Below are 24,190 nucleotides of genomic sequence, written 5' to 3' on the forward strand. Positions count from 1 at the left end.
CTCAGATCGCTGCCAGCGCGTCTACCAGTTTGTCCGAGCCGAAACGGTAAGGGTCAGAAGCGGGCAGACCCATGCGGGCTTCAACCTCTGCCAGATAGGTACGGGCCTCATCTTCGGATAAATGTTGGGTGTTTACAGACACGCCCACGACCATACAGGCGGGGTTCGACACCTGCGCCAAAGGCAGGGCGGTATCACGCAATTGCTCCAGCGAGGGCAGTTTGTACCCGGGCAGGCCGCGCATATGTTCGCGGGTCGGCTCGTGGCACAGAATTAGCGCATCGGGCTGACCGCCATGTATCAAGGCCATGGTGACACCAGAATACGAAACGTGAAAAAGGCTACCCTGCCCCTCGATCATGTCCCAGTGATCATCGTCATTGTCAGGTGTCAGATACTCAACCGAACCCGCCATAAAATCGGCAATCACGGCATCCAGCGGCACGCCATGACCGGTGATCAGGATACCCGTCTGGCCGGTTGCGCGGAAGGTCGCTTTCATTCCGCGTTTGACCATTTCAGCTTCCATTGCCATGGCGGTATACATCTTGCCGACAGAACAATCAGTACCAACAGCCAGACAACGCTTGCCGCTGCGTTTGACGCCATTGGCAATTGGATATCCATCGGTTGGTACGCGCACATCGTGCAGCGTACCGCCATAGGTTTGCGCCGCCGCCACCAGATCGCCCTCGTCGCGCAAAAGATTGTGCAGCCCGCTGGCCAGATCATAGCCCATTTCCAGCGCCTGTATCAGCACCTCTTTCCATGCGGCAGAAATGACACCACCACGGTTGGCCACGCCAATCACCAGGGTTTTGGCGCCAGCCGCCTGTGCCTCGGCCAGTGTCATTTCTGTCAGGCCAAGATCAGCGCCGCAGCCCGGCAGACGAATCTGGCCAATAGCATTTTCCGGGCGCCAGTCGCGAATGCCAATGGCCACTTTCGCAGCCAGCATGTCGGGCGCATCACCCAGAAACAAAAGATATGGAGTTTCGATCATGGCAAAGGTCCTTCCCCAGAGGAATCATTTTCAGGGCAGTTTCCGATGGTTAATGCGCGAAATCCTATTGAATTGGCGGCTATTTTAAACTTATGCGCAATTATCTTCGCAATTTACCCATAAACTTCGAAGATTTTCCCAAACTCCCTTCAGGCATCTTCCTCGGTCGCCAGTACTTCGGCCTGAAAAACACCCGGCTGTGCCTGACCAATAACACCCATCGCCTGAAACTCGCCCGTTTCTTCGGGTGCATCGGCCTGCACCCGGCGGGTGATTGCGATACCCGTGACCACCAGACCAACCAGAATCAGCATGATCTGAAGACCCCGCCCATCGGCCAGCCCGATCATGTTCGGGCCGATCAGCATCCCGAACAACTGACCAAGCTGCATCAGAAAGGCCATTGTGCCGCTCGCAGGCACCACCTGTGAGGGGCTCAGTTGATCGTTGGCGTGGGCGGCCAGGATCGAATATATCGGCAAAGTTGTCGCGGCAATGATTGAAAAACCGATCATTATGCGCGACGGCGCGGTATCCAGCGCCATCCACAACGCCGCGATGACCGAGATGAGTGACAGGCCGATTACAACATATCGCCGGTCGGTATGGTCAGAAATCCAGCCTACCGGATATTGCGCGACCGCTGCCGCGATCATCGCCACCACGAGCGCGCCCGACGCCTGGGCCTGGGAAAAACCGGCGCGCAGGGCATATAGCGGCAGGCTGATATACCAGGCCACGACGCCTGCGGCCATTATGACGATGCCCAGAACCGCCATAGGCGACACACGATACAACCGGCTGACAGGCATCCGTTCGGGCGCGCTGAAGTCCGGCGCACGATTGTCCGACAACAAAAGGGGCACGATTCCCACCGACAACAGGATCGAGGCGAGACCAAACAACATGTTGCCCGTGGGGTCCGGCAAGCCGACCATCGCGGTGCCAAGTGCAGGGCCTGCTGTCTGGATGATGAAATAGACTGACAAGACCTGCGCCCGGATGCGGTTTTCGGATTTGGCATTCAGCCAGCTTTCTGTAATCACATACAGCCCCGGGAAACAGAACCCCGCCAGCAGGCGCATCAGGCTCCAACTGACCGGATCGCTGGTCAGCAAGTGCGCGATTGCGGCAACCGATACCAACGAGGCTAATGCCGAAAATACCCGGATATGCCCGACCTTTTCGATCAGTCTTGGGGTAAGCATCGTGCCCGCAAGCGCCCCCAGGGGATAACAGGCCTGCATGATCGAAATCGACAGTGTGGAGAATCCCAGTGAGCTGCCCCGGATCGTCAGCAATGTCACCAACAGCCCGTTTGCCACCATCAGCATCAGCATGCCCAGAAACAGGGCCCAGTTATCAATCAACGCGCGTTTCATTCTGCCTCTGCAGCAAGGGTGGTTTGGTGCAACCTGCCCGCACTGAAGGCCCGGATCGCCCTTGTTTGCGACAGGGACGTCGTTACCGGCCCATGCTGCAGGTGCAAAATCACCTTGCAGAGGCCCGCGCAATTTAATACCGATTGAGCCGATAAATTCGTAATTTCCTTACCGAAAGGCTGCGCCGACATGAGCTTCCGTCTGCAACCCCCCGCCCCTGCCCGCCCCAACCGTTGTCAGTTGTTTGGCCCCGGATCGAACACCAAATTGTTTGAAAAGATGGCGGCCAGTGCTGCGGACGTGATCAACATCGACCTTGAGGATTCAGTAGCCCCCACCGACAAGGACAGCGCCCGCTCCAATACGATTGAGGCGATCAATAGCGTCGATTGGGGAAACAAATACCTCAGTGTGCGGATCAACGGGCTGGATACCGGATGGTGGTATCGCGACGTGGTGGACCTGCTGGAACAGGCCGGTGACCGGCTGGATCAAATCATGATTCCAAAAGTTGGTTGTGCCGGAGATATCTACGCTGTTGATGCGCTGGTAACAGCAATTGAACGCGCCAAGGGCCGCACCAAACCAATCAGTTTCGAGGTGATCATCGAATCTGCGGCGGGTATCGCCCATGTGGAAGAGATCGCAGCCGCCTCGCCGCGGTTGCAGGCGATGAGCCTTGGAGCCGCTGATTTTGCAGCCTCAATGGGGATGGCAACCACCGGAATCGGCGGGACGCAGGAAAATTACTACATGCACCGTGAAGGCCAGAAATACTGGTCGGATCCGTGGCATTGGGCGCAGGCGGCTATTGTTGCGGCCTGCCGTACGCACGGATTGCTGCCGGTTGACGGCCCGTTTGGCGATTTCTCGGATGATGAAGGGTTCCGTGCTCAGGCGTTGCGCTCGGCCACGCTGGGTATGGTTGGCAAATGGGCCATTCACCCCAAGCAGATTGCATTGGCCAACGAGGTCTTCACGCCTTCGGACGAGGCGGTGAACGAAGCCCGTGAAATTCTGGCGGCGATGGAAGAAGCCAAAGCGCGTGGCGAAGGCGCAACAACCTATAAAGGTCGCCTTGTCGACATCGCCTCGATCAAACAGGCCGAAGTGATTGTGAAACAGGCCGAGATAATTGCAGGGCAATAAGCCCGGCAAAATCGCGGCCCACCCGAGGGAACCGTCGCATTGGTCAAAATCACCGAGGCGACGGCTAGGGGCCGTTGACGAGATAAGCCTGCGCGCGGCCTTCTGGCCGCGCTCCTTACTTAAAGACCAACCTGACGGGGCCAGACCTGCGGAAACCAGTCCCCGCGCAGCCGATCACCCGGTTGCATGCCGTGGCCCGGAAATGGCGGCGAGGTAGGTCCGGGGCGCGCGACATAGCGGGCATCATCCCCTACCAGCCGCAGGGAAAACGCCCGGCGCCGCACGTTTGTTTCGTTGCCGCGGGCGCCGTGCAGGATGCCATAGTTAAAGGCCACCGCATCACCGGGTTCCATCGGCCATTCCAGAACTTTCATCCCATCCGCATCGGGGTCGGGCACAGGCATATAGGCCTTGGGGTCAGGATAGAAATTTTCCTCGCTCAGCCATCGGGTGGGCAGCACTGGTTTTTCCCAAAGGTGCGATCCTGCCACACAGCGCAGCGAGGCATCGGTTACCGGATCAACCGGGCACCAAAAGCTGATCGTCTGTTTGCCGTCGACGAAATAATAGGGAGCGTCCTGGTGCCATGGGGTGGGCTTTGACGTGCCCGGTTCTTTGACAAGCACATGATCGTGGAAAACCTGTGCAGTTTCAGATTGCATCAGTTCGGCCGCCACCTGAGCCGCAGGCGAGGTTTCGATCACCGAAAGGAACTCGGGGATGCGTTGCCAGTTACAGTAGTCATCAAAAAACCGGCCTGACTCGCCCTGATGGAGATTTTCGGCGGCATAAGGGCCGGGGTGGGCCATATTGCGCTCGATCCCGGCGCGCAGCGTGTCAATGTGATCGGCAAAAAGCCCTTTGATCAAAACAACGCCATCCTGCTGAAAGCGATCGATATCTGATTGTGTGATCAGAGGATGGGTCATTATGCGAACCTGTGATTTGGGCAGTCAGCGGGTCGGTATTGTCCGAACCTGCATTTCAGCCTCCAGATGGCATCTTGTTTCCGGCGCCGTCAAGCGTATGGCGTCACGCCTCGTGCCGGTTCGCCCATAGCTCCCACTGAAAACGGACGCGCACGCCCATATCCAGAAACGGACGCGGCGGCAGAAGATCTGGCTGCCCCAGCGACTGCATGTCGGCGATCAAGGGATTGTCGAGGCCCGTTGCCATATCGGCGGCAAGGATGCCGCTGAACGTGCCTTTGGTGACACCCACGGCATTCTGGCAGACGGCCGACCAGATATTTGGGGCGATCTGGCCAAAGGCAGGCGCGCCGTTGCGCGAGAGACAGACAAAACCGCTCCAGGTGTGTTCCATTTCCACCTCTGGCAGCATGGGGAAACGTTGATCGAATAGGCATTTATGCTGGCGTTTCACGACGGCCTGTTCGGCAACGTTCACCCGTTGCGAAGGCCGATAGTTCAGCCCCTGACGGATCAGGATGCGGTGATCATCGGCATAACGCATGGTAATACCTGCAAAGGCATTCACAGGGGTCAGGCCCCATGGCCTGGCCACACCATAAGTTGCGCGTTCCGCTTTGGTCAAAGGTCGTGACAGGCTGGCATGGGCGACAAGGTGCAGAAAACGACGAGGGTGAAAACCAAACTGTTCGGAAAACCCATTCGCCGCCATTATCATGCGCTGTGCGCGGACTGACCCATGCGCTGTTTTCAAATGGGCGCCGTTTTTAAAATTTGCTTCGGTGACTGGTGAATTTTCATAGTAAGTGACGTTTTCCGGCAGGGAGTCGGCCAGACCGCGGGTCAACGCGGCGGGGTTCATCAGCACACAGCCAGGCGTATAGACGGCGGCGGTAAAGTGATCTGATCCAAGCTTTTCTCGCAGAGCCCCACCTTCGACCCATTCATAGGGTTCGCCCAGGGCCTCCAGCTCTTTTGAAAAGGGCTGAAGCACATTTCTGGTGCCACGCGGTGACACGGCGGTATGGTATTTGCCCGCGCGCCGCCAGTCGCATTTGATGTCGTGTGTCCGGACGACTTCTTGCAGATGGTCCAGCGCCATACGCGCCAGTCGCATGAACCGGTGCGAACCATCCAACTCGTCCAGTGACGAGCCCACATTGTGCGGCAGGTCGATGCCAAAGCCCGAATTGCGGCCCGAAGCGTTTTCGCCAGCCTGTCCCGCCTCGATCAGAACGATTTTCTGGTCCGGGCAGTTTTCGGCCAGCCTGCGGGCAGCAGCCAGACCGGCATAACCGCCCCCCAACACCAGCCAGTCGGCAGTGACTTCATCTTGCAATGCAGCATGCGGGGTGCGGGCAGGGAGGATCGCAGACCAGCCGTTGGTTTTATCATCCCGTGGAAGGCGGTTGATCTTCATTGGATTATCCGCACAAGAACCGCGCCCGAAGGCAAGGCACGTACGGCGGGATTTCTTCGGGCATGGCAGGGCCTTTTGGCAGACAAACATTGACCAGAAACATACATACATGTACTGATCCATGCAACCCTGTATGGAGAAACTTCTCATGCGCCTTTATTCGGCTTCAGCCCAGACCGCCCGCCAACCCCGCCTGAGCGCAACAGACTGGATCAGCGCCGGGCTGGAAGCGTTGCTCGAAAGGGGTATTGATGCAGTTCAGGTCACGGTTCTGGCGCAGCGATTGAACGTAACGAGGGGTAGTTTCTACTGGCATTTCGACAGCCGCGAGGCGCTGCTGACGGCGATGATCGCCGAATGGCGGGCGCGCAATACCGGTGTGATGGTCGAGGCCGTGGCAGAAACCGAAACACTGGAAGATGGCATTCTGGCCCTGTTTTCCGTCTGGGTGGATCACCGCAGGTTTGATGCGAGACTGGATCAGGCAATCCGCGACTGGGCGCGCCATGACGACAGCTTGCGCTCGCAGGTCAAAGCTGAAGACAACGCGCGGGTCGCGGTGATATCAGAATTCTTTCAACGCCACGGATATGAGCAGCCCGAGGCCTTCATCCGTGCCCGAGTGATCTATTTTACGCAGATCAGTTATTACGCTCTGAACATCGAAGCAGACGAGGCGATGGCTGACAGGCTGGGCTATCTTGAGGCCTATTTTCGCAGTTTCACCGGGCGTGATATGGCCCCCGCTGTTGCCCGCGCCTACCGCGAAGCCAACCTTGGGGACAGGCACGATGACTGAGCCGCGCACCACAGGAAGGCGCGGCCGGGCCGCCAAACGGCAAAGCGCGGCAGTCAAACATTTCGATGCGGCCTGGCGCCATTGGCGTAACCCTTACCCACCGATCGAGCAATTCAGCACGGATGAGATTGAGGCAATCCATGACGCCTCGATTACCGTGTTGCGCGATATTGGCATCAAAGTCCTGAGCAGTGAGGCGCGCGAGCTTTACCTGGGCGCGGGCATGCGACAAGCTGACGATCAGGTTATCCGGTTCGACCCCGATCTGCTGATGGATCTGATTACCAAGGCCCCGTCCATTGTCACCCTGCACAGCCGCGCACCGGGCCGTGATGTGGTGGTTGGCGGGCGGAACGTGGGAATATCCACCTCAGCCGGGTCGCCCAATTGTTCAGATTTGGTGCGCGGGCGACGGCCCGGAAGGCAGGCGGACTTTGATGACTACTGCAAGGTGGCGCAGGCCTTTGATGTGATCCACCTGTTGGGCCCGGTGGTTGAGCCGCAGGATGTGGCGCCAAATCTGCGACACTTCGGGATGGCACGTTCCGTTCTGACGCTGACCGAAAAGGTACCATTTGTATACTTTCGCGGGCGGCAGGCAGTGGCGGACAGCCACGAAATTCTGCGACTGGCGCATGGGTTGACACAGGACGAGCTGATCAGGACACCAGTCAGCTATTCGGTTGCCAACTCAAACTCTCCGTTGCAACTGGACGAATTGATGTGCCGCGGCATCATCGATTCCGCGCGCGCCGGACAGATGATGATCCTGACACCGTTCACGCTGGCCGGGGCAATGGCACCAGTGACGCTGGCCGGGGCATTGGCGATGCAGAATGCCGAAGCGCTGGCGGGCCTGGCGCTTAGCCAGATCGTACGCGCCGGGGCGCCGGTGTGCTATGGCAGTTTCACCAGCAACGTTGACATGAAAACCGGCGCGCCAGCCTTTGGCACGCCTGAATATGTCAAGGCGGCCTTTGCTTCGGGGCAACTGGCACGGCGCTATGGGTTACCGCTCAGATCATCTGCGCCAACGGCGTCGAATGCGCCGGACGCGCAGGCAGCATATGAAACGCAGATGTCGCTATGGGGCGCGCTAATGGGCGGTGCGAACATTGTGTTGCATGGCGCCGGATGGCTGGAGGGTGGGCTGACGGTTTCGGCCGAGAAATTTATCATCGACGTGGAAGTCTTGCAGATGTTTGCCGAACTGTTCAAACCGCTGGAAGTGAATGAAGCCACGTTGGGGTTGGACGCAATTGCCGATGTCGGCCATGGCGGACATTTTTTTGGGACGCAACACACGCTGGACCGGTTTGAAACAGCGTTTTATTCGCCGCTATTGTCTGACTGGAGCAACTTTGAGAACTGGACCGAGCGGGGATCGGTAGACGCCACAACCCGGGCCGGCCGGATATTCCGCGAGACTGCAGATGCGCACGAACCGCCCCCGATGGAGGCGGCCCGGCTGGAGGCGATTGATGATTTCATCGCCCGCCGCACCCGGGAGGGGGGTGCGGATATCGAGCGTTAGCCCTTGATCACCATCTGCGGTGATATCACGTCGATCCCAAGGGCTTCACCCACCGCGTAATAGGTTAGTTGGCCAGCGTGCACGTTCAGACCGTTCAGAAGGTGCGGATCGTCGGCACAGGCCTGTTTCCAACCCTTGTCAGCCAGTGCCAGCATGAACGGCATGGTAGCGTTGCCAAGCGCGATGGTCGAGGTGCGCGCAACGGCGCCGGGCATGTTGGCGACACAATAATGCATGATGCCATCTACATCATAGATCGGATCGGCGTGGGTGGTGGCGTGGGATGTCTCAAAACACCCACCTTGGTCAATCGCCACATCCACCAGTACAGAACCCGGTTTCATGCTGGCAAAATGCTCGCGGCGCACCAGTTTGGGCGCTTCGGCACCGGGGATCAGAACCGCACCGATTACCATGTCAGCCTGGGTCAGGTGCTCAGCCAACAGACCAGCAGAAGAATAGCCATTGCGGAATTGCCCGCCAAAAACATCATCGAGATAGCGCAGGCGCGGCAACGACCGATCCAGCACAGTCACATCAGCGCCCATGCCGGCGGCAATCTTGGCCGCATGGGCACCAACGACACCTCCGCCCAAAACCAGCACTTTGGCCGGGCCAACACCGGGCACGCCCCCCATCAGAACACCGCGCCCGCCATTGGCCTTTTGCAGTGTCCAGGCGCCGACCTGCGGGGCCAGACGACCAGCAACTTCGGACATCGGCGCCAACAGGGGCAAGCCACCACGTTCATCGGTCACTGTTTCATAGGCAATCGCAGTACAGCCGCTTGCCAGCAGGTCCTTGGTCTGGGCGGGATCGGGTGCCAGGTGAAGGTAGGTAAAGAGCAACTGACCTTCGCGAAGCATCTTGCGCTCGCCCGCCTGAGGTTCTTTGACCTTCACGATCATGTCGGCGGTGGCAAAGATTTCTTCTGCGGTGCCGATGATCGCAGCGCCTGCGGCGACGTAATCAGCATCTTCAAAGCCCGCACCTTTGCCGGCACCCGACTGAATGATTACGTCATGGCCGTGGGCCACCGCCTCCATCGCGGCGTTCGGCGTCATGCCGACACGAAATTCCTGGGGTTTGATTTCTGTTGGGCATCCGATTTTCATTGAGACTCTCCTCCTGAGTTAAAGGAAGAGTGTCGCAACTCACACGCAATTGGCTTGAAATTTCACTCGCACTCGGGAAGTTTTTGTGAATATTCTTCACCAAACACCTCTTTCCTTCGAAAGGTCTTGCGCAATTGTCCATTGATCCGATTGATCGCCGTCTTCTGGGCGTTTTGCAGAAACGCGGACGGATATCGAACGCCGATCTGGCAGACGAGGTCAACCTGTCGGCCAGCGCCTGCCATCGGCGGGTGCACCGATTGGAAGTAGAGGGATATATCAAGGGTTATGTGGCGCTGCTGGATGCGCGAAAGATGGGTGTGCCCGCGACGATTTTTGTCGAAATCACGTTGTCAACGCAAGCTGATGACGTGCTGGACGCGTTTGAAAAAGCGGTCGCCCGAATACCGGATGTTCTGGAATGTCATCTGACCGCGGGATCGGCAGATTACATCCTGAAAATCGTGGCCGAGGATACCGAGGATTTTGCCCGCATCCACCGGCAATACCTGACACGTCTGCCCGGCGTGGCCAAGATGCAATCCAGCTTTGCCTTGCGCACGGTGTTCAAGACAACCGCCCTGCCCGTCTGAGACATCGTGGCGCTTGCCAAGCGTCCAGCCGCAGCCCAGTCTGCAACAAAAAAGTGAGACCGAAATGGCATGGGATTTCATAATTGTTGGCGCAGGCAGTGCCGGCTGCGTGCTTGCGAACCGGCTAAGCCAGCAAGGACAGAAAGTACTGTTGCTTGAGGCTGGCGGGCGCGACAACTACCATTGGGTACATATTCCAATGGGGTATCTTTACTGCATCGGTAACCCGCGTACCGACTGGTGCTTCAATACCGTTGAAGAGGCCGGGCTGAACGGACGGTCACTGCTTTATCCGCGTGGCAAGGTTCTGGGTGGGTGCAGTTCGATCAACGGTATGCTGTATTTGCGGGGGCAAGCGGCCGACTATGATGGCTGGCGGCAGATGGGCAATACCGGTTGGGCTTGGGACGATGTGCTGCCCTATTTCAAACGGTCCGAAGATTACGTCGACGGGGCGTCAGACCTGCATGGTGAAGGCGGTGAATGGCGGGTCGATAACCAGCGGCTGCACTGGGATATTCTGGACCACTGGCGTGATGCGGCAATCGCGGCGGGCCTGCCCGAGAGCTATGATTTCAATACCGGCGATAATGAGGGTGTCGGTTATTTCAAAGTGAACCAGCGAAACGGCTGGCGGCTGAATACCGCAAAGGCGTTTCTGCGCGCAGGTAGCGGGCCAAACCTGAAAGTTGAGACGCGCGCCCATACCCGTTGCATTCTGCTAGAGGGGGGCCGCGCGGTTGGCGTGGAATATGAACAGCACGGCAAGGTTCATACCGCCCGCGCCGCTGGCGAGGTGATACTGAGCGCCGGTGCCATTGGCAGCCCGCAGATCCTGCAATTGTCGGGAATAGGACCCGGTCGGTTGTTACGCGAACATGGGATTGTTGTGCAGCTTGAGGTACCCGGCATCGGTGGCAATTTGCAGGACCATCTGCAATTGCGCTGTGCCTGGCGGTTAACTGGCGCCATGACCCTGAACACCATGGCAAATTCACTGCGCGGCAAGATGGCCATCGCAATGGAATACCTGCTGAAGCGTAGCGGGCCGATGTCCATGGCGCCCAGCCAACTGGGGGCGTTTGCAAAATCCCGGCCTGGCCTGACCACACCTGATCTTGAATTCCATGTGCAACCTTTATCCCTTGAGGCATTCGGCGGCGGTTTGCACGATTTTCCCGGCATGACGGCCAGCGTTTGCAACCTACGGCCGGAAAGCCGCGGAAAGGTGGCAATCGCGTCGCGCAATCCGCATGACGCACCGGTGATTGCACCAAACTACCTTTCCACCCATGGGGACCGTCAGGTGGCCGCCTCTGCAATCCGCCTGACCCGTCAGATCATGGCGCAAGCCCCCTTGCAACGGTATCACCCGGAAGAGATCAAACCGGGGCAGGACGCGCAAAGCGACGCTGAACTGGCCCTTGCGGCAGGCGATATTGGAACAACAATCTTTCATCCTGTGGGCACGGTCCATATGGGTGCCGAAGATACCGCACCACTGGATCCGCGTCTGCGATTAAGGGGGGTTGGCGGGCTGCGGGTGGTGGATGCCAGCGTGATGCCGACCATCACAAGCGGCAATACCAATTCGCCGACGATCATGATTGCGGAAAAGGCCGCAGATATGATCCTTGAAGATGCGCGCTGAATCCTGATTTTTTGGGGACTGCAAAAAACAAAGCCCCGGTGTTTCCACCGGGGCCTGCCGGTACGCTGTTTCGTGAGTGATGGCGCACCCTGGTAACTTGTGACTAAATCGAACTGGCTAAGCGAAGCATTCTGAAGAAGAATATGCACGCCCTGCCCTCGCAGTTCATGGGGAAAAAACTCGAAGAAGTCCCGTAAGGAAAACCTTACCTTTTGGGGCCAAAACCCTATGACGTTACGTCACGAATCGGCCACATGCGAAAGGCCCCGGCGTTTCCACCAGGGCCTTTCATTTTGGAAAGCAGGTTTGATCAGGCCGTCTGACGGCGGCGCGCGATAAAACCGATACCACCAACGGCCAGAATCAACATTGGCAGCGTCGCTGGTAGCGGTACGGCGGCCAGGTGGTTTTCGACTGCGGCAATCGCGCGATCAGCTACCAGACCATGTACAACCCCGTTGGGGTGCACCCCATCCACAAACAGCAACGTGTTGGGATTAATGCCCAGATCAAGACAACTGCCCGGATTGCTGAAAGTTGGATCAAGAGGCGCGCCGATACTGGCGGTACAAGGTGTTCTTGCATCAAAGATACCAAATTTAAACGTACCGCTATTGATGTCGGCCAGGATTTCCTGAAACACCGATTCAGTATCGAACTCGATGATGTTGAGCCCTTCAGATCGCAAACCAGCAACATTCAGTGCCAACTGGGCATTGAACGCGTTACTGGCAGCAGTCGCCCCGGCCGAACCCGCACCAGCAAAGGCCGGTGTCGCGCCTATGTCAGGCAGACTCATGACAAGAAAATCATCGAAGTTTGCCCCGATGGAAGCAATGGCCCGAATACCGTTTGCAACGGAATTGGCCGCGGCAACGGGGTTGAAGCCCTGAAAGATATCATTAGGCCCAAAAAGTATGGAAACCAGAGGGTTCGCGCCCGGCGACGGCGGATTGAGAGAAAACTCGACAGTCGGCAGAATTTTGGTGGGCAAACCGACCCCCGCCGCGAGCGAGCCTGCGAAGGTCGCGATCTGACCTCCGAATGTAGACAATGGCCCGGCCGGATTTAAATTTACATTGCCTGCAGTTGCACCGCCCAAAGCAAGATTGCCGGTGTCACGTCCGGCAGATTTGAACAACTGGGCAATATGTTCAACCCAGACCGGACCGTTCGAAAACCTTCCGTCAAGGCTGGGTGGATCAAGGGTGCCGAATTTTCCATCGTCACTCAGACTGTCGCCGAATGCGTAGAAACTGCTGTAGGCATCTGCAATTGTAGCGGCCGGTGCGGCACCCGCAGCACCTAAAAATAAGACTGCGGCGATGACAATATTCTTCATATTTCCTCCCATGAGCTTTTAGTTTTGCAACTTTGAATTGATTGATTCATTTGTTGCGGTAACTTTTTGCACCAGGAAAGGATTACCCAACGTCGCTTTTTGACTGACGTAGGGTCAACAGAAGATGAAAAGGCCCCGGCGTTTCCACCGGGGCCCAGTCACTTGATCAGACGAGGCGCTTATGCGTTGTCTTTTTCTTTTGCCTCGGGAGCGATTTCTTCACCGGTCTCCTGATCGACAACTTTCATCGACAGGCGTACCTTTCCGCGATCGTCAAACCCAAGCAGTTTGACCTTTACGTCCTGACCTTCCTTAAGCACATCCGATGGATGGTTCAGGCGGCGGTTTTCGATCTGGGACACATGCACCAGACCATCGCGTTTACCAAAGAAGTTCACGAAAGCACCGAAGTCGACAATCTTGACAACCTTGCCGTCATAGATCTGACCTTCTTCCGGCTCGGCCACGATCGAATAGATCATGTCATAGGCTTTCTTGATCGAATCGCCGTTGGGCGAGGCGATCTTGATGATACCTTCGTCATTGATGTCGACCTTGGCGCCCGACACTTCAACGATTTCGCGGATGACCTTACCACCAGACCCGATCACTTCGCGAATCTTGTCGGTGGGGATCTGCATGGTCTCGATACGAGGAGCGTGAACGCTGAACTCGCTGGCTTCGGTCAGGGCCTTGGCCATCTCACCCAGGATATGCAGACGGCCTTCCTTGGCCTGGGCCAGGGCGGTTTTCATGATCTCGGGCGTGATGCCCGCAACCTTGATGTCCATCTGTAGTGAGGTGATGCCTTTTTCGGTCCCTGCCACCTTGAAATCCATGTCGCCGAGATGATCCTCGTCGCCCAGAATGTCGGTCAGGACAGCATACTTGCCATCGTCTTCCAGAATAAGACCCATGGCGACACCGGCAACCGGCGCCTTGAGGGGCACACCTGCGTCCATCATCGACAAGGAGCCACCACAAACCGACGCCATCGAAGATGAGCCGTTGGATTCAGTGATCTCGCTGACGACGCGAATGGTATACGGGAAGTCGGTTGCCGCCGGCAGAACCGCCTGCAACGCACGCCATGCCAGTTTACCGTGGCCGATTTCGCGACGACCCGGAGGGCCAACGCGCCCTGCTTCACCCACCGAATAAGGAGGGAAGTTGTAATGCAGCAGGAAGTTGGATTTGAAATTGCCGTAAAGCGCGTCGATGAATTGTTCATCGTCGCCGGTGCCCAGAGTCGTCACGACCAGCCCCTGGGTTTCCCCACGGGTGAACAGGGCCGAGCCATGGGTCCGCGGCAGCAGGCCGGTTTCAGAAACGATCGGACGTACGGTATCAAGCGCACGGCCATCAATACGTTTGCCGGTTTTCACCACGTCGCCGCGCAGAATGCTGGCTTCAAGCTTTTTCATCGCCGAGCCAAGGTTGGCATCTTCCAACTGCTCTTCGGTCAACGCTTCTTTGATTGCATCACGTGCGGCTGACACCGCAGTAGTGCGCTCTTGCTTATCCGTGATGGCAAATGCAGCGCGCATTTGTTTTTCACCGGCTTTTTTCACCGCATCATAAAGATCGCCATATTCCGGCGGCTGGAAGTCGAACGGTTCTTTGGCGGTAGCCTCGGCCAGATCGATGATCAGGTCGATAACGGGCTGGATTTGCTCGTGCGCGAAGTTGACCGCGCCCAGCATCTCTTCTTCGGACAGCTCGTACGCTTCGGATTCAACCATCATCACGGCGTCTTTGGTGCCGGCGACAACCAGATCAAGACGTTGATCGGGATTGTTGCGCAGATCATGCATGTCGTCGACGGTAGGATTCAGGATATATTCACCATCCTCAAAACCAACGCGGCAGCCTGCAATCGGACCCATGAACGGCGCGCCCGAAATGGTCAGCGCGGCCGAGGCGGCAATCATTGCTACCATGTCGGGATCATTCACCAAATCGTGGCTGAGTACTGTGCACATGACCAGTGTTTCGTTCTTGAAACCAGGCACAAACAGCGGGCGGATCGGACGGTCAATCAGGCGCGCGGTCAGTGTTTCCTTTTCAGACGGACGTGCCTCGCGTTTAAAAAAGCCGCCAGGCACTTTGCCAGCAGCATAGTATTTTTCCTGATAGTGAACAGTCAGCGGGAAGAAATCCATGCCCGGCTTGGGGGCTTTGGCGAAAGTCACGTTCGCCATTACGCTGGTTTCACCAAGGGTGGCGATGACAGAGCCATCTGCCTGACGGGCAACCTTGCCCGTTTCCAGTGTGAGGGTCTCTTCGCCCCACTCGATCGATTTAGTTGTTACGTTGAACATTTTCATATCCTGTAAGGAAGCACTCCCAGGCCCATCCCGGGTCTTCCGTTTCAATGGCGGCCCCATTGCCGCCGACCCCAATCTTATTCATGCGCCCGGGGTCAAAGGCATCACGTCTCAGATGGACGGGGCCATACAGGAGTTTGCAGCATTTGGAAAGTAATGAGTTGCCGACGTTTCAGATGATCGTCAGTCTTTTAAACCTGCCTGACGCAGACAGTCGCGGAATCGTTGCATTTCTGCTAAATCCCTTAGAGGGACGCGATTAGCATCGGCGACTCTTGTGCCGGGCAAAACCTCGTAACAGCTTTCAACCGCAGCCCTCGCCTCGGCAATTCTGTCTGCACGTACATGGCTGGCAGCATGAATCAGATGCGCAAAATACCATTGCGGCATGCGGTGAATTGCCCGGGTCGACCATTCCACCGCCGCATCGAAATCGCCGCCAAGGTATTTTGCAAAGGCAATTCCGCTGAACCGGAAAAAGATACTGGGATCGCGCGGATTGGATCGGATTGCGATTTCCTGATTTGCAATCGCTTCATCCAGGCGACCTACCAACGCAAGGGCGGTACCAAGGCTGCCATAGGCCAAAGAACAGTTGGGGTTCAGTTCGACCGCGCGCTCCAATGCCGCAATTGAAGCCTCGTGCTTATGAATGCCCCAACCACTGATGCCATATGCCCAATGGGCATATTCATTGCGATCATCCAGTCGCGTCGCGCGACGGCCCAGTTCATGGGCAAGCGTCATCGTTTCTGTGAAATCCTCTGCATAACCCATCAATGCGCTGTGATGGTGAATGAGAGACATGACCAAAGTTGCTTCGGCGCTTTCAGGATCATGCTCCAGCGCACGCTGCAACAGAGTGGTGGCCGTAGCAAAGCTTTCCGGGGTAAAATCATACAAAAGGTGCCATGCCCGCATGGTAAGCTCCCAGACCGTCAGATCGGGACGGGAGCTGCGTTCAACCGGGCCGCTTGCGGTCAGGTGCACCCGGGTCTGGATTGAGGCCACAACGCTTCTGGTGATTTCATCCTGCAGGTCGAAAACATCCTCAAGCTGCCCGTCGTAACGCTCTGACCAGATGTGCCCACCCGTCGTGCCGTCTATCAATTGTGCTGTGACACGTATCCGGTTACCTGCACGCCGCACGCTTCCTTCGAGCACATATTTGACGCCCAACTCTTCAGCGATATGACGTACATCCAACTTTTCACCTTTATAGGTGAAGGTCGTATTGCGAGCGATAATGAAAAGCCACGGCGACCGAGACAATGCCGTAATGATATCTTCGGATATTCCATCAGAAAAGTACTCCTGCTCGGGGTCGCCCGACATGTTTTCGAATGCCAGGACCGCAATTGAGGGCTTCTCCGGTAAAGCCGTTTGGATCTGATGATAGTCGTCGCTGTTGCGCTGAGCATTTTCCAGAAGCTTGTGCAGATCTAGTTTTGATGAGACATTTAGTTTTCGAAAAACTGTCGACAGATGTGTCCGTACGGTGGAAGGGGCAATGCAAAGCCTTTCAGCAATTTGATGATAGCTTGCACCGTCCGCATAGGCCTCTGCGATCTCGCGTTCCCTATCGCTGAGCTTGGTTTTTCCTGATGCGGATTTATTCAAATCTTTCCCCAGTTTCGATCTGGTTTTGCCGACGTTTCCCGGCAACCGTGCAAGTGCTTTAAGCCAAATACTACATCTACTGTAGGTAAAATACAGCATGCGGATGGTATCTTTAAAAGCACGACCCTCCTAGGCTGGCAGCACACAAAAAAATGGAGGTGTGATATGACCCTGACAAAGGCTGAAACCGTTCAAAAAGAAAACATAAGCGATGCTGAAATCGTTGCGCGCGGATGGGATGCCGTGGCACGTGGGGATTGGGACACACTGATTTCGGATTACTGCGAAGATATGATCTTTGTAATGCCGGGTCAGGATGACGTGCTGGAAGGCAAGGCTTCTTTTCGGAACGCACTGAACAATCTTGGGACCGCATTACCGGTGGGGTTCGAAATCACCTCGATCCGTCACATTGGTGAGTTGGGCGAAGTTGTCTCGATTATCGAGTGGAAAAGCGACAAGGTGCCGGGCGGCAGTCAGCTGGCGGTATTGTTCAGGCTGAAGGATGCAAAAGTGCTGGAAGAGCGTTGGTTTATCGATACCGAGCAGTGGAAAGCTGCATTCTGAATTCCAGCCAGAAACGAAAAACGCCCGCTCGGATAAGAGCGGGCGTTTCCTGATCCTTGTGGATCGAAATCTTCAGCGGCGGATACCGAGGCGCTTGATAAGGTCGAGGTAACGTTGCTCTTCCTTGCCTTTGAGGTAGTCCAGAAGCTTACGGCGCTGAGCAACCATTTTCAAAAGTCCACGACGACCATGGTTGTCTTTTTTATGGGTTTTGAAATGCTCGGTCAGCGTTGTGATGCGCGAGGTGAGAATGGCAACCTGTACTTCAGGCGAGCCGGTGTCGCCTTCTTTGGTTGCGAATTCCTTCATGACGCGGTCTTTTTCTTCAGTCGTGATCGACATCGGGGTCTCCTTATATTTAAGGGTTCAGGGCGCAAGCCGGGATGTCGTCCAGCAGGGTCCGTGGAGATATGCCCCCAGACGAAAGCCCGGGAGATGAGCGCGTATAGGGGAAATCCGAGCGGAAGAAAAGAAGAAATCGCCAAATGCGTCAGGTTAACGTTGACGCTTTCAGATCATTTTCTGTCATCAGGGTGATGTGTTCAAGCCCCAGGTTCTGCGCATTGGCGATCGTGGCAATACGAACACCGTTCAAGAGCAGATGCTGACGGCTTTCATCGATTTCGTCCCTCTCCAAAGAAACCTCGGGGTCGGGATCCGTTTCATGATCATAAATCACCATCAAGCCATCCTCATCCACGTTGAAATCCAAGATTTCAGCCTGATGAGGCTGGTCCAGCCAATCGGACAGGGCTATTGTGTCCGAACCGCGGCCACCGGTGACGACATCACCCTGACCCGCAATGATAAAATCGTCACCGCCACCACCGTTAAGAAAATCGTGGGTGTCGGTGTCGCTGGTCACCGAATCTGACGGTTCGTCTGACCTTCCGTCGATAACGTCATTGCCCCACCCGCCGAAAAGCGTGTCAGACCCCTGCCCGCCATGAAGCGTGTCGTCGCCCAGATCGCCATGCAGGGCATCATCGCCGTCGCCGCCCAGAAGCAGATCATTGCCTGCGCTCCCAACAAGGCTGTCGTCGCCCGTTCCCCCTGAGAGGCTATCGTCATCGTTGTGGCCATACAGAGTATCAGCACCGTCACCCCCGATCAGAGTGTCGTTGCCATCGCCACCATGCAGATTGTCATCACCCGCATCGCCGTCCAGCACGTCATTTCCGACATCGCCATAGATATGATCATCGCCCTCGGACCCCAAAACCGTGTCGTCACCGGCATATCCGTTCAGCATGTCGATGCCTGAAGTCCCTTCGATAAGATCGTTCCCGGCACCGCCACTGGAAATCTGCCCCATAACGGGGTTGTCGTCGGAACCGGCTGTTTCATGTGGGGTTTCATCGCTTTCACCCGGATCTTCAGAGGCATCGTTCAGAAGATCAGTAACCGGCATAGTATGAACGCCAGCGCCTTTAGTGGCAGTATCTTGATTTTCTTCCTGATCGTCATCGTCTCCGGGCATCATATCCAGCCCGATGAAGGCAGATGCGCCGACTGCCATCACCCCTAAAAGACCCGCTAGCAGAAACATAACAACTATCCAAAAATACCCGGGCAGAGTCAGCCATGGCTGCCCCCTTCAGGTCAAACCAAATACTTGTAGAAGGTTTACACAAAGATAAGACCGCCCAAGAGGCGGGCGGTCTCTGTCACAGCCTGTCTTGATGCTGGCGCTATTTTCGCCTGTGCTTACTCGGCCGCGTGCCGCGCCCCCCGGGGTATAACTTCGTACCCCGGTTCTTCCGGTTCAACATCCAGCATTTCCGCAGGGAAACCGTCGGCAAGGATCGACAGGCCCGTCGCATCCTCCAAACGGCGAATAATGTCGTCGGATTGGGCGCGTTCACCATAGCGTTTTTGCCCATCTTTGAAGATATCGATCATCAGCGGGCTGATTTCCAAAGGAACATCATGCTGTTCCGCCAGTTTGTGGAAAAGTCCGATATCCTTAAGTACAAGATCCATCGTAAACGAAATGTCGCGACTTCCATTCAAGATGACCTGCCCTTCGGTTTCAGCCACAAAAGACGTACCGGATGATATCGTGATCGCCTCGTAAGTGGTGGCCAGATCCATGCCCGCAGCCTTCATGGTTACAAGCGCTTCGCAAAGCGTCAAAAGATTGGCGGTCGCCAGATAGTTGGTCATGACCTTCAGCACTGACGCGCTGCCGATATCGCCTGTGTGCAGCACGCGCCGGCCAAGGGTTGTCAGCATGGGCAGCATACGGTCAAAGGTTTCGCGATCACAGCCTGCAAAGATCGAGATATTTCCGGTGGCCGCCCGGTGACAACCGCCCGAGACCGGGCATTCGATGGGCGAGGCCCCTTTGGCACGAACCAGATCGGCGATACGTTTGACCTCGGATTCATCCGTGGTCGACATCTCGGCCCAGATCTTACCTTTACTGATGCCAGCCAGAATCCCATCTTCAGCCTCCATCACTGCTGAACAGGCAGCCGGCGACGGCAGGCAGGTAATGACCACATCACAGATTTCGGCAAGTTCTTTTGGGCTATCGGCACGCTTTGCCCCACGCGCCACAAACCCCTGAACAAGGTCTTCGTTGAGGTCGCGGACTGTCAGGTCAAACCCGTTGCGCAGGATTGAACCTGCAAGTTTACCGCCCACGTTCCCAAGTCCGATGAATCCGATCTTCATTGCCGTTCTCCCATGTTGTTTCCCCTTTGGGGGTGTTGCTTGAGGGATAGTTTTGGTGATTGTTTTGGAAAAGAAAAATGAGTATTTAATGGGCTATTGCCATAAAATATTTATGGAAAAAAATGGGCACCCAAGTACCGAACCTTAGCTGGCTACGCACATTCGAGGCTGCGGCAAGGCTGTTGAACTTTACCGCGGCGGGGCACGAGCTGGGCCTGACGCAGACTGCGGTCAGCCTTCATATCAAGGCGCTCGAAACAAAACTGGGCTGCGATCTGTTTGTACGACGGCCCCGCAACCTGAAACTGACCGAGCTGGGTAACGCCTATCTGCCTCCCGTACGCAAGGCGCTGGAGGATCTCAGTCTTTCAACATTGGGCCTGTTCGGTCCGGAAATGACCCGGGCGATCACCGTACGGGTACCAATTTCAACCGCTGTTTTGTGGCTGGCACCGCAACTGGGCGTATTTCAGGCATTGCACCCCGGAGTGGCAGTGCGGCTGGTATCAACTATCTGGGCCGACTCGATTGCTGATGACGATGTAGATGTCGATATTCGTAGTGGACACGGCAATTGGCCCGGGCTGAAGGTGGAGAAACTGTCAGAGGAAAGTATCACACCGGTGTGCAGCGCAGATCGGGCCAAGGCAATCACCGGGCCTGCCGACCTGCCGGATCAGTCGCTTATTCACATTCTGGGGCTGGAAGACACCTGGAGCCGCTATTTCGATCAGCATGGGATTGCCCCTCCGCAGCAGTTCGAGGTGTGCGTCGACACCACGATTGCCGCGCTTGAAATGGTTGCCGCCGGAAATGGCATTGCTGCGATAATGACACGCTATGCGGATGCGGCAATCGCGGCAGGAAGACCCATCGCAAAGGTGGGGCAGCCAGTGCCGTTCGGGCAGTCACATTACCTGGTTGAAAAAGCCGACCATGGGCCGCCCAGGCCTGAGATTTCAGCTTTTACCGATTGGCTGCGTAAACGGTTCAGCGACGGCGAAGCGTATCCCCGTAACTGATTTTCGGTTCCAATGCGATGCGGACAGGGTCACCGTCGTCGTTTCCCTCGGCACGGGTAGCAATGATTTCAGCGGCTTTCCTGCCAATCTCAAGACGGCAGGCGTCCATTGTGGCCAGTTGCCGTGGCAGGCCCTGCAACAGATCCACGCCATTAAACCCGGCCAGTCCGATTTGCCCGGGGATTTCGACGCCCTGCTCCAACAGGTACAACAACCCGCCGGCCCCTATCATGTCGTTTGAGTAATAAAGGAAATCCAGTTCTGGCGTACGTTTGAGCATGGCCGCAGTCATCTCGCGGCCCTTGGCAAGCGCTGATCCGCCTGAATAAAACTCCTGATCGGCGATTTCCACACCAGCTTTGGCCAACGCTTCGGTAAAACCTTCAAAGCGTTTACGGGCGCGGTGATCCAGTGGCATTTTGGTACCCAGAAAACCTATATGTTCGTACCCGGCCTTGAGGATCGCCTGCGCCATCTTCTGTCCCGCGCGACGATGCGAAATACCCACAACCGAGTCGACCGGCGTACCGTCCACATCCATGATCTCGACCACCGGGATGCCGGACGCCCGCAGCATGGCGCGGCTGGCGTCGGAATGCTCGAGTCCAGCAATAATAACGCCAGATGGACGCCACGAGAGCATCTCATATAGAACTTTCTCTTCTTTTTCAGGCAAATATCCGGTCAAGCCCACAACCGGCTGAAGCCCCGTTTCTTCCAGAACCTGAGTAATACCGGTCATCACCTCGGGGAAAACCAGGTTGGACATTGACGGAATGATCACCGCCACAAGGTTAACCCGCTGGCTGGCCAGGGCACCAGCAATCTTGTTGGGAACATAGCCAAGCTGCTTGGCGGCCTCAAGAACCCGTTTGCGGGTGGCATCCGACACATCCCCTTTGCTGCGCAAGACACGGCTGACGGTCATTTCGGAAACGCCGGATGCCTCAGATACATCACGAAGCGTCAGGGGGCGTTTGTCATGGCGTGTCAAGGGCATCGTCCTGAAAGGGTTTCCCAAGTGTTACCGCGAACAGTAAAGCGGGATCAAGCGCCTAGACCGAACCAGAGCGATGAAAAACCGTCAAATCGGGCGATGACAAACAGTTTTTGTCCGGGTATGGAAGGCCGCGTGGCCCCGTGGCTCAACTGGATAGAGCAGCCCCCTCCTAAGGGGCAGGTTGCAGGTTCGAATCCTGCCGGGGTCACCAATCCATCTAAAGCTGACCTATGTAAGGTCTGTTACGCTTGTACGCGGATTTCGTAAGTACCAGGCGCCGCAGACTGTCCAGCGCGGCGTCAGCCGCGCCTGCCTTTGGTCACAGGCTGGCCGCAGGCCAGTCGAAGAGGGAGGTGGGTGGGCTCCTACTCAGATCACCTTGATGACGTCCTTGTCGATAGCCAACATGTAGCCACGCCTTGCGATGTTCTTGACCAGCAATTCACTGACCAGTTGGTTGCCCAGTGTATCGCGCAGGCGTTTGATGCGGGTAGCGCCGGCGGCCTCTTCGCAATCTATGGCACTGCGGCCCGAGATGACCGCCTCGATCTCGGCGCCGGACATCACATCGTCATCCATGCGTGCCTCGGCCAGAACTGATAGCGTCTCCATTGCAGCATCGGTCAGTTTGAAACCCATGTTGTTGAGGTAGACGGTTTTCTCTTCGCGACTGATCAGAAGGGAACTGACCTGAATACCCGAGCGTTCAATCTGGGCGATGCGGCGGTTCAGGGTGATCAGCATGACCAGAAAGACCAGCGCCGCCACCAAAAGGGCCGTGGCAAAAACCAGCAGCACAAATATAACCATGCGGTAGCTGGTCAGCGTTTCAGCAAACGCTGTGCCCGACAGCGCCAGGATTTCCAGAAGCTTGATATCACCCTTGGCAGTCAGCGCATCGTTTTCGACAAATATCCGTTCAACCCGCGCATTAAAGGCGTTGGCATCCGGCAGGCTGAGAAACAGGAAAATCGCTGCAAGCGTCAGGATCAGAACAATGGCAATAATACCAAGATGTACCACCCGGTTACCCGAGCGGCGTGCGTCTGCGGCCGTGCTGGTTAATCCCCGCAAGGGCATCCCCTTTTCAAAAAGTTTCTATTGTTCGCGCACTGACATAACCTTTAGCAATTTCAGGCCCCGGCCTGCCAACTGCGCCTTCAACTGAGCAGTGGCATTGGCCACCGTGCAGGGGCCGTCTATCGTGGCGACATCGTAGAAAAGTTCCAGAGGATTGTCGCGCTTGGCTTTATACTCAGCCGTACAGCCCGCTTGGGCCGTAGTAGCTGCGGCGGCGACGCCAAATATGAGAGTGAATGTGCATACGATGTGTTTCATGCGGACAAGATGCGCAGAACCACACAGCTATTCAATAACCTGTGACAGGAAATGACCCTGATATTTCCTGCTATCTGATAACATCGGGCCGTTATTGTCTGTCTGAGCAGGCAGACCCCATTCTCAGGTCATCAAGCCCGGCCATGCAAGGTCTGGCACCATGGAGACTCTGCCAAGATACCTGAAAGGAAACCTGACCATGTATCGCAAGTTCATCAGCATTGTAGTGGCGGCTTCGGTGGCCGTGACCGGACTGACAGCAGCCCCCGCACGCGCCGAAATTAACGACACGACAAAGATCATCGCCGGCGTTGCGGCCCTGGCCATTATCGGGGCGGCCATTGCCGACAACAAAAAAGATAAACGCAGGCGGGACAGAGATGCCGCTGCACGCAACAATAATTACTACTCGCACGAGCAGTACCGGTACGACCGGAGCCGAAAAGCGCATCGCTACAACGACCATGACCATCACCATAAAAAACATCACCGTGACCAGCGTCATAGAAAGGGACACCACCATGATGTCTGGGGCCAGAACAATGGCCGTCGGAACGGTCAGGTCTTTGGGCACAACGGCCAGCGCCGGGCCGAGCGCCGCGCCTTGCCAGCCAAGTGTTTGCGGCAGGGTAGCAACGGGCAAACCTTTTACAGTCAGCGTTGTCTGAGCCGTAACGGAATGCAAACTTTTCCCGGTCGCCGCTAAAGGCCGGAACCTGT

General features: G+C 56.4%; 22 protein-coding genes and 1 tRNA gene. 9 read left to right on the forward strand and 14 right to left on the reverse strand.

Annotated elements, in window-relative coordinates:
* Position 1: 1 nt before the first annotated feature.
* Positions 2 to 1,003 carry an N-acetyltransferase DgcN gene (gene dgcN / locus PEL8287_RS15220; RefSeq protein ID WP_085893286.1) on the reverse strand — a complete coding sequence of 334 codons (1,002 nt, stop codon included), beginning with the start codon at positions 1,001 to 1,003 and terminating at the stop codon, positions 2 to 4.
* Between the two features lie 149 nt (positions 1,004 to 1,152).
* On the reverse strand, positions 1,153 to 2,385 hold the full coding sequence (locus tag PEL8287_RS15225) for an MFS transporter (protein ID WP_085893287.1): 1,233 nt from the start codon (positions 2,383 to 2,385) through the stop codon (positions 1,153 to 1,155).
* A gap of 189 nt (positions 2,386 to 2,574) precedes the next feature.
* Between PEL8287_RS15225 and PEL8287_RS15235 the strand changes: the two genes are divergently transcribed.
* Complete coding sequence (locus PEL8287_RS15235; RefSeq protein WP_085893289.1) at positions 2,575 to 3,534, forward strand: L-malyl-CoA/beta-methylmalyl-CoA lyase; 960 nt, start codon at positions 2,575 to 2,577, stop codon at positions 3,532 to 3,534.
* Between the two features lie 119 nt (positions 3,535 to 3,653).
* On the opposite strand, the gene PEL8287_RS15240 is transcribed toward PEL8287_RS15235, so the two are convergent.
* Together PEL8287_RS15240 and PEL8287_RS15245 are read right to left on the reverse strand one after the other, a co-directional pair.
* Positions 3,654 to 4,463, reverse strand: a complete 810-nt coding sequence (locus tag PEL8287_RS15240; RefSeq protein WP_085893290.1) for a phytanoyl-CoA dioxygenase family protein — start codon at positions 4,461 to 4,463, stop codon at positions 3,654 to 3,656.
* 103 nt (positions 4,464 to 4,566) lie between these two features.
* The gene (locus tag PEL8287_RS15245; RefSeq protein WP_085893291.1) at positions 4,567 to 5,883 is read right to left on the reverse strand and encodes an NAD(P)/FAD-dependent oxidoreductase; all 1,317 of its coding nucleotides are present in this window, start codon (positions 5,881 to 5,883) and stop codon (positions 4,567 to 4,569) included.
* 148 nt (positions 5,884 to 6,031) lie between these two features.
* On the opposite strand from PEL8287_RS15245, the gene PEL8287_RS15250 reads away from it, so the two are divergent.
* Together PEL8287_RS15250 and PEL8287_RS15255 are read left to right on the forward strand one after the other, a co-directional pair.
* Entirely contained in the window at positions 6,032 to 6,682 is a 651-nt protein-coding gene (locus PEL8287_RS15250) for a TetR/AcrR family transcriptional regulator (protein ID WP_176228666.1), read from the forward strand.
* Positions 6,675 to 8,216 (forward strand): trimethylamine methyltransferase family protein, encoded by a 1,542-nt coding sequence (locus PEL8287_RS15255; protein ID WP_085893293.1) that lies wholly within the window; start codon positions 6,675 to 6,677, stop codon positions 8,214 to 8,216. Before PEL8287_RS15250 ends, PEL8287_RS15255 begins: the two co-directional genes overlap by 8 nt.
* Here the strand turns inward: PEL8287_RS15255 and ald are convergent.
* A complete protein-coding gene (gene ald / locus PEL8287_RS15260; RefSeq protein WP_085893294.1) occupies positions 8,213 to 9,331 on the reverse strand; it encodes an alanine dehydrogenase in 1,119 nt (372 codons plus the stop codon). The two genes, PEL8287_RS15255 and ald, sit on opposite strands and share 4 nt — an antisense overlap.
* Positions 9,332 to 9,465: 134 nt before the next feature.
* Between ald and PEL8287_RS15265 the strand changes: the two genes are divergently transcribed.
* Positions 9,466 to 9,924 (forward strand): Lrp/AsnC family transcriptional regulator, encoded by a 459-nt coding sequence (locus PEL8287_RS15265; protein ID WP_085893295.1) that lies wholly within the window; start codon positions 9,466 to 9,468, stop codon positions 9,922 to 9,924.
* A gap of 64 nt (positions 9,925 to 9,988) precedes the next feature.
* Positions 9,989 to 11,575 carry a GMC family oxidoreductase gene (locus tag PEL8287_RS15270; protein WP_085893296.1) on the forward strand — a complete coding sequence of 529 codons (1,587 nt, stop codon included), beginning with the start codon at positions 9,989 to 9,991 and terminating at the stop codon, positions 11,573 to 11,575.
* 310 nt (positions 11,576 to 11,885) lie between these two features.
* Here the strand turns inward: PEL8287_RS15270 and PEL8287_RS15275 are convergent, their stop codons facing one another.
* The 3 genes from PEL8287_RS15275 to PEL8287_RS15285 all read right to left on the reverse strand — a co-directional run bounded on the left by PEL8287_RS15275 (position 11,886) and on the right by PEL8287_RS15285 (position 16,864).
* Positions 11,886 to 12,917, reverse strand: coding sequence for an SGNH/GDSL hydrolase family protein (locus tag PEL8287_RS15275; protein WP_085893297.1), 1,032 nt, complete (start codon positions 12,915 to 12,917; stop codon positions 11,886 to 11,888).
* Between the two features lie 179 nt (positions 12,918 to 13,096).
* Positions 13,097 to 15,238, reverse strand: coding sequence for a polyribonucleotide nucleotidyltransferase (gene pnp, locus PEL8287_RS15280; protein WP_085893298.1), 2,142 nt, complete (start codon positions 15,236 to 15,238; stop codon positions 13,097 to 13,099).
* Between the two features lie 189 nt (positions 15,239 to 15,427).
* Positions 15,428 to 16,864: a LuxR C-terminal-related transcriptional regulator gene (locus PEL8287_RS15285; RefSeq protein ID WP_235862317.1), complete on the reverse strand. Its 1,437-nt coding sequence runs from the start codon at positions 16,862 to 16,864 to the stop codon at positions 15,428 to 15,430.
* Between the two features lie 165 nt (positions 16,865 to 17,029).
* Here PEL8287_RS15285 and PEL8287_RS15290 point away from each other — a divergent pair, with 165 nt between their 5' ends.
* Positions 17,030 to 17,431, forward strand: a complete 402-nt coding sequence (locus PEL8287_RS15290; RefSeq protein WP_085893300.1) for a nuclear transport factor 2 family protein — start codon at positions 17,030 to 17,032, stop codon at positions 17,429 to 17,431.
* A gap of 72 nt (positions 17,432 to 17,503) precedes the next feature.
* Here PEL8287_RS15290 and rpsO read toward each other — a convergent pair whose 3' ends face one another.
* The 3 genes from rpsO to PEL8287_RS15305 form a co-directional block, all read right to left on the reverse strand.
* Positions 17,504 to 17,773, reverse strand: coding sequence for a 30S ribosomal protein S15 (gene rpsO / locus PEL8287_RS15295; RefSeq protein WP_085893301.1), 270 nt, complete (start codon positions 17,771 to 17,773; stop codon positions 17,504 to 17,506).
* A gap of 148 nt (positions 17,774 to 17,921) precedes the next feature.
* On the reverse strand, positions 17,922 to 18,980 hold the full coding sequence (locus PEL8287_RS15300; RefSeq protein WP_085893302.1) for a calcium-binding protein: 1,059 nt from the start codon (positions 18,978 to 18,980) through the stop codon (positions 17,922 to 17,924).
* A 158-nt stretch (positions 18,981 to 19,138) separates the two neighbouring features.
* Complete coding sequence (locus tag PEL8287_RS15305) at positions 19,139 to 20,110, reverse strand: NAD(P)-dependent oxidoreductase (RefSeq protein ID WP_085893303.1); 972 nt, start codon at positions 20,108 to 20,110, stop codon at positions 19,139 to 19,141.
* Positions 20,111 to 20,232: 122 nt separating this feature from the next.
* Between PEL8287_RS15305 and PEL8287_RS15310 the strand changes: the two genes are divergently transcribed.
* Positions 20,233 to 21,132: a LysR substrate-binding domain-containing protein gene (locus tag PEL8287_RS15310; protein ID WP_085893304.1), complete on the forward strand. Its 900-nt coding sequence runs from the start codon at positions 20,233 to 20,235 to the stop codon at positions 21,130 to 21,132.
* On the opposite strand, the gene PEL8287_RS15315 is transcribed toward PEL8287_RS15310, so the two are convergent.
* Positions 21,101 to 22,126, reverse strand: coding sequence for a LacI family DNA-binding transcriptional regulator (locus PEL8287_RS15315; protein WP_085893349.1), 1,026 nt, complete (start codon positions 22,124 to 22,126; stop codon positions 21,101 to 21,103). The genes PEL8287_RS15310 and PEL8287_RS15315 overlap by 32 nt on opposite strands.
* Before the next feature lie 140 nt (positions 22,127 to 22,266).
* Here PEL8287_RS15315 and PEL8287_RS15320 point away from each other — a divergent pair.
* Positions 22,267 to 22,343 (forward strand) — tRNA-Arg (locus PEL8287_RS15320).
* Positions 22,344 to 22,501: 158 nt separating this feature from the next.
* On the opposite strand, the gene PEL8287_RS15325 is transcribed toward PEL8287_RS15320, so the two are convergent.
* Both PEL8287_RS15325 and PEL8287_RS15330 read right to left on the reverse strand, forming a co-directional pair.
* The gene (locus PEL8287_RS15325; protein WP_085893350.1) at positions 22,502 to 23,206 is read right to left on the reverse strand and encodes a winged helix-turn-helix domain-containing protein; all 705 of its coding nucleotides are present in this window, start codon (positions 23,204 to 23,206) and stop codon (positions 22,502 to 22,504) included.
* Between the two features lie 24 nt (positions 23,207 to 23,230).
* Positions 23,231 to 23,470: a hypothetical protein gene (locus PEL8287_RS15330; RefSeq protein ID WP_085893305.1), complete on the reverse strand. Its 240-nt coding sequence runs from the start codon at positions 23,468 to 23,470 to the stop codon at positions 23,231 to 23,233.
* 199 nt (positions 23,471 to 23,669) lie between these two features.
* Here PEL8287_RS15330 and PEL8287_RS15335 point away from each other — a divergent pair, with 199 nt between their 5' ends.
* Positions 23,670 to 24,176, forward strand: coding sequence for a hypothetical protein (locus PEL8287_RS15335; RefSeq protein WP_085893306.1), 507 nt, complete (start codon positions 23,670 to 23,672; stop codon positions 24,174 to 24,176).
* The last annotated feature ends 14 nt before the right edge of the window (positions 24,177 to 24,190 follow it).

Origin of the sequence: Roseovarius litorisediminis, assembly GCF_900172295.1 — a bacterium.
GTDB classification, from domain to species: Bacteria; Pseudomonadota; Alphaproteobacteria; order Rhodobacterales; family Rhodobacteraceae; genus Roseovarius; species Roseovarius litorisediminis.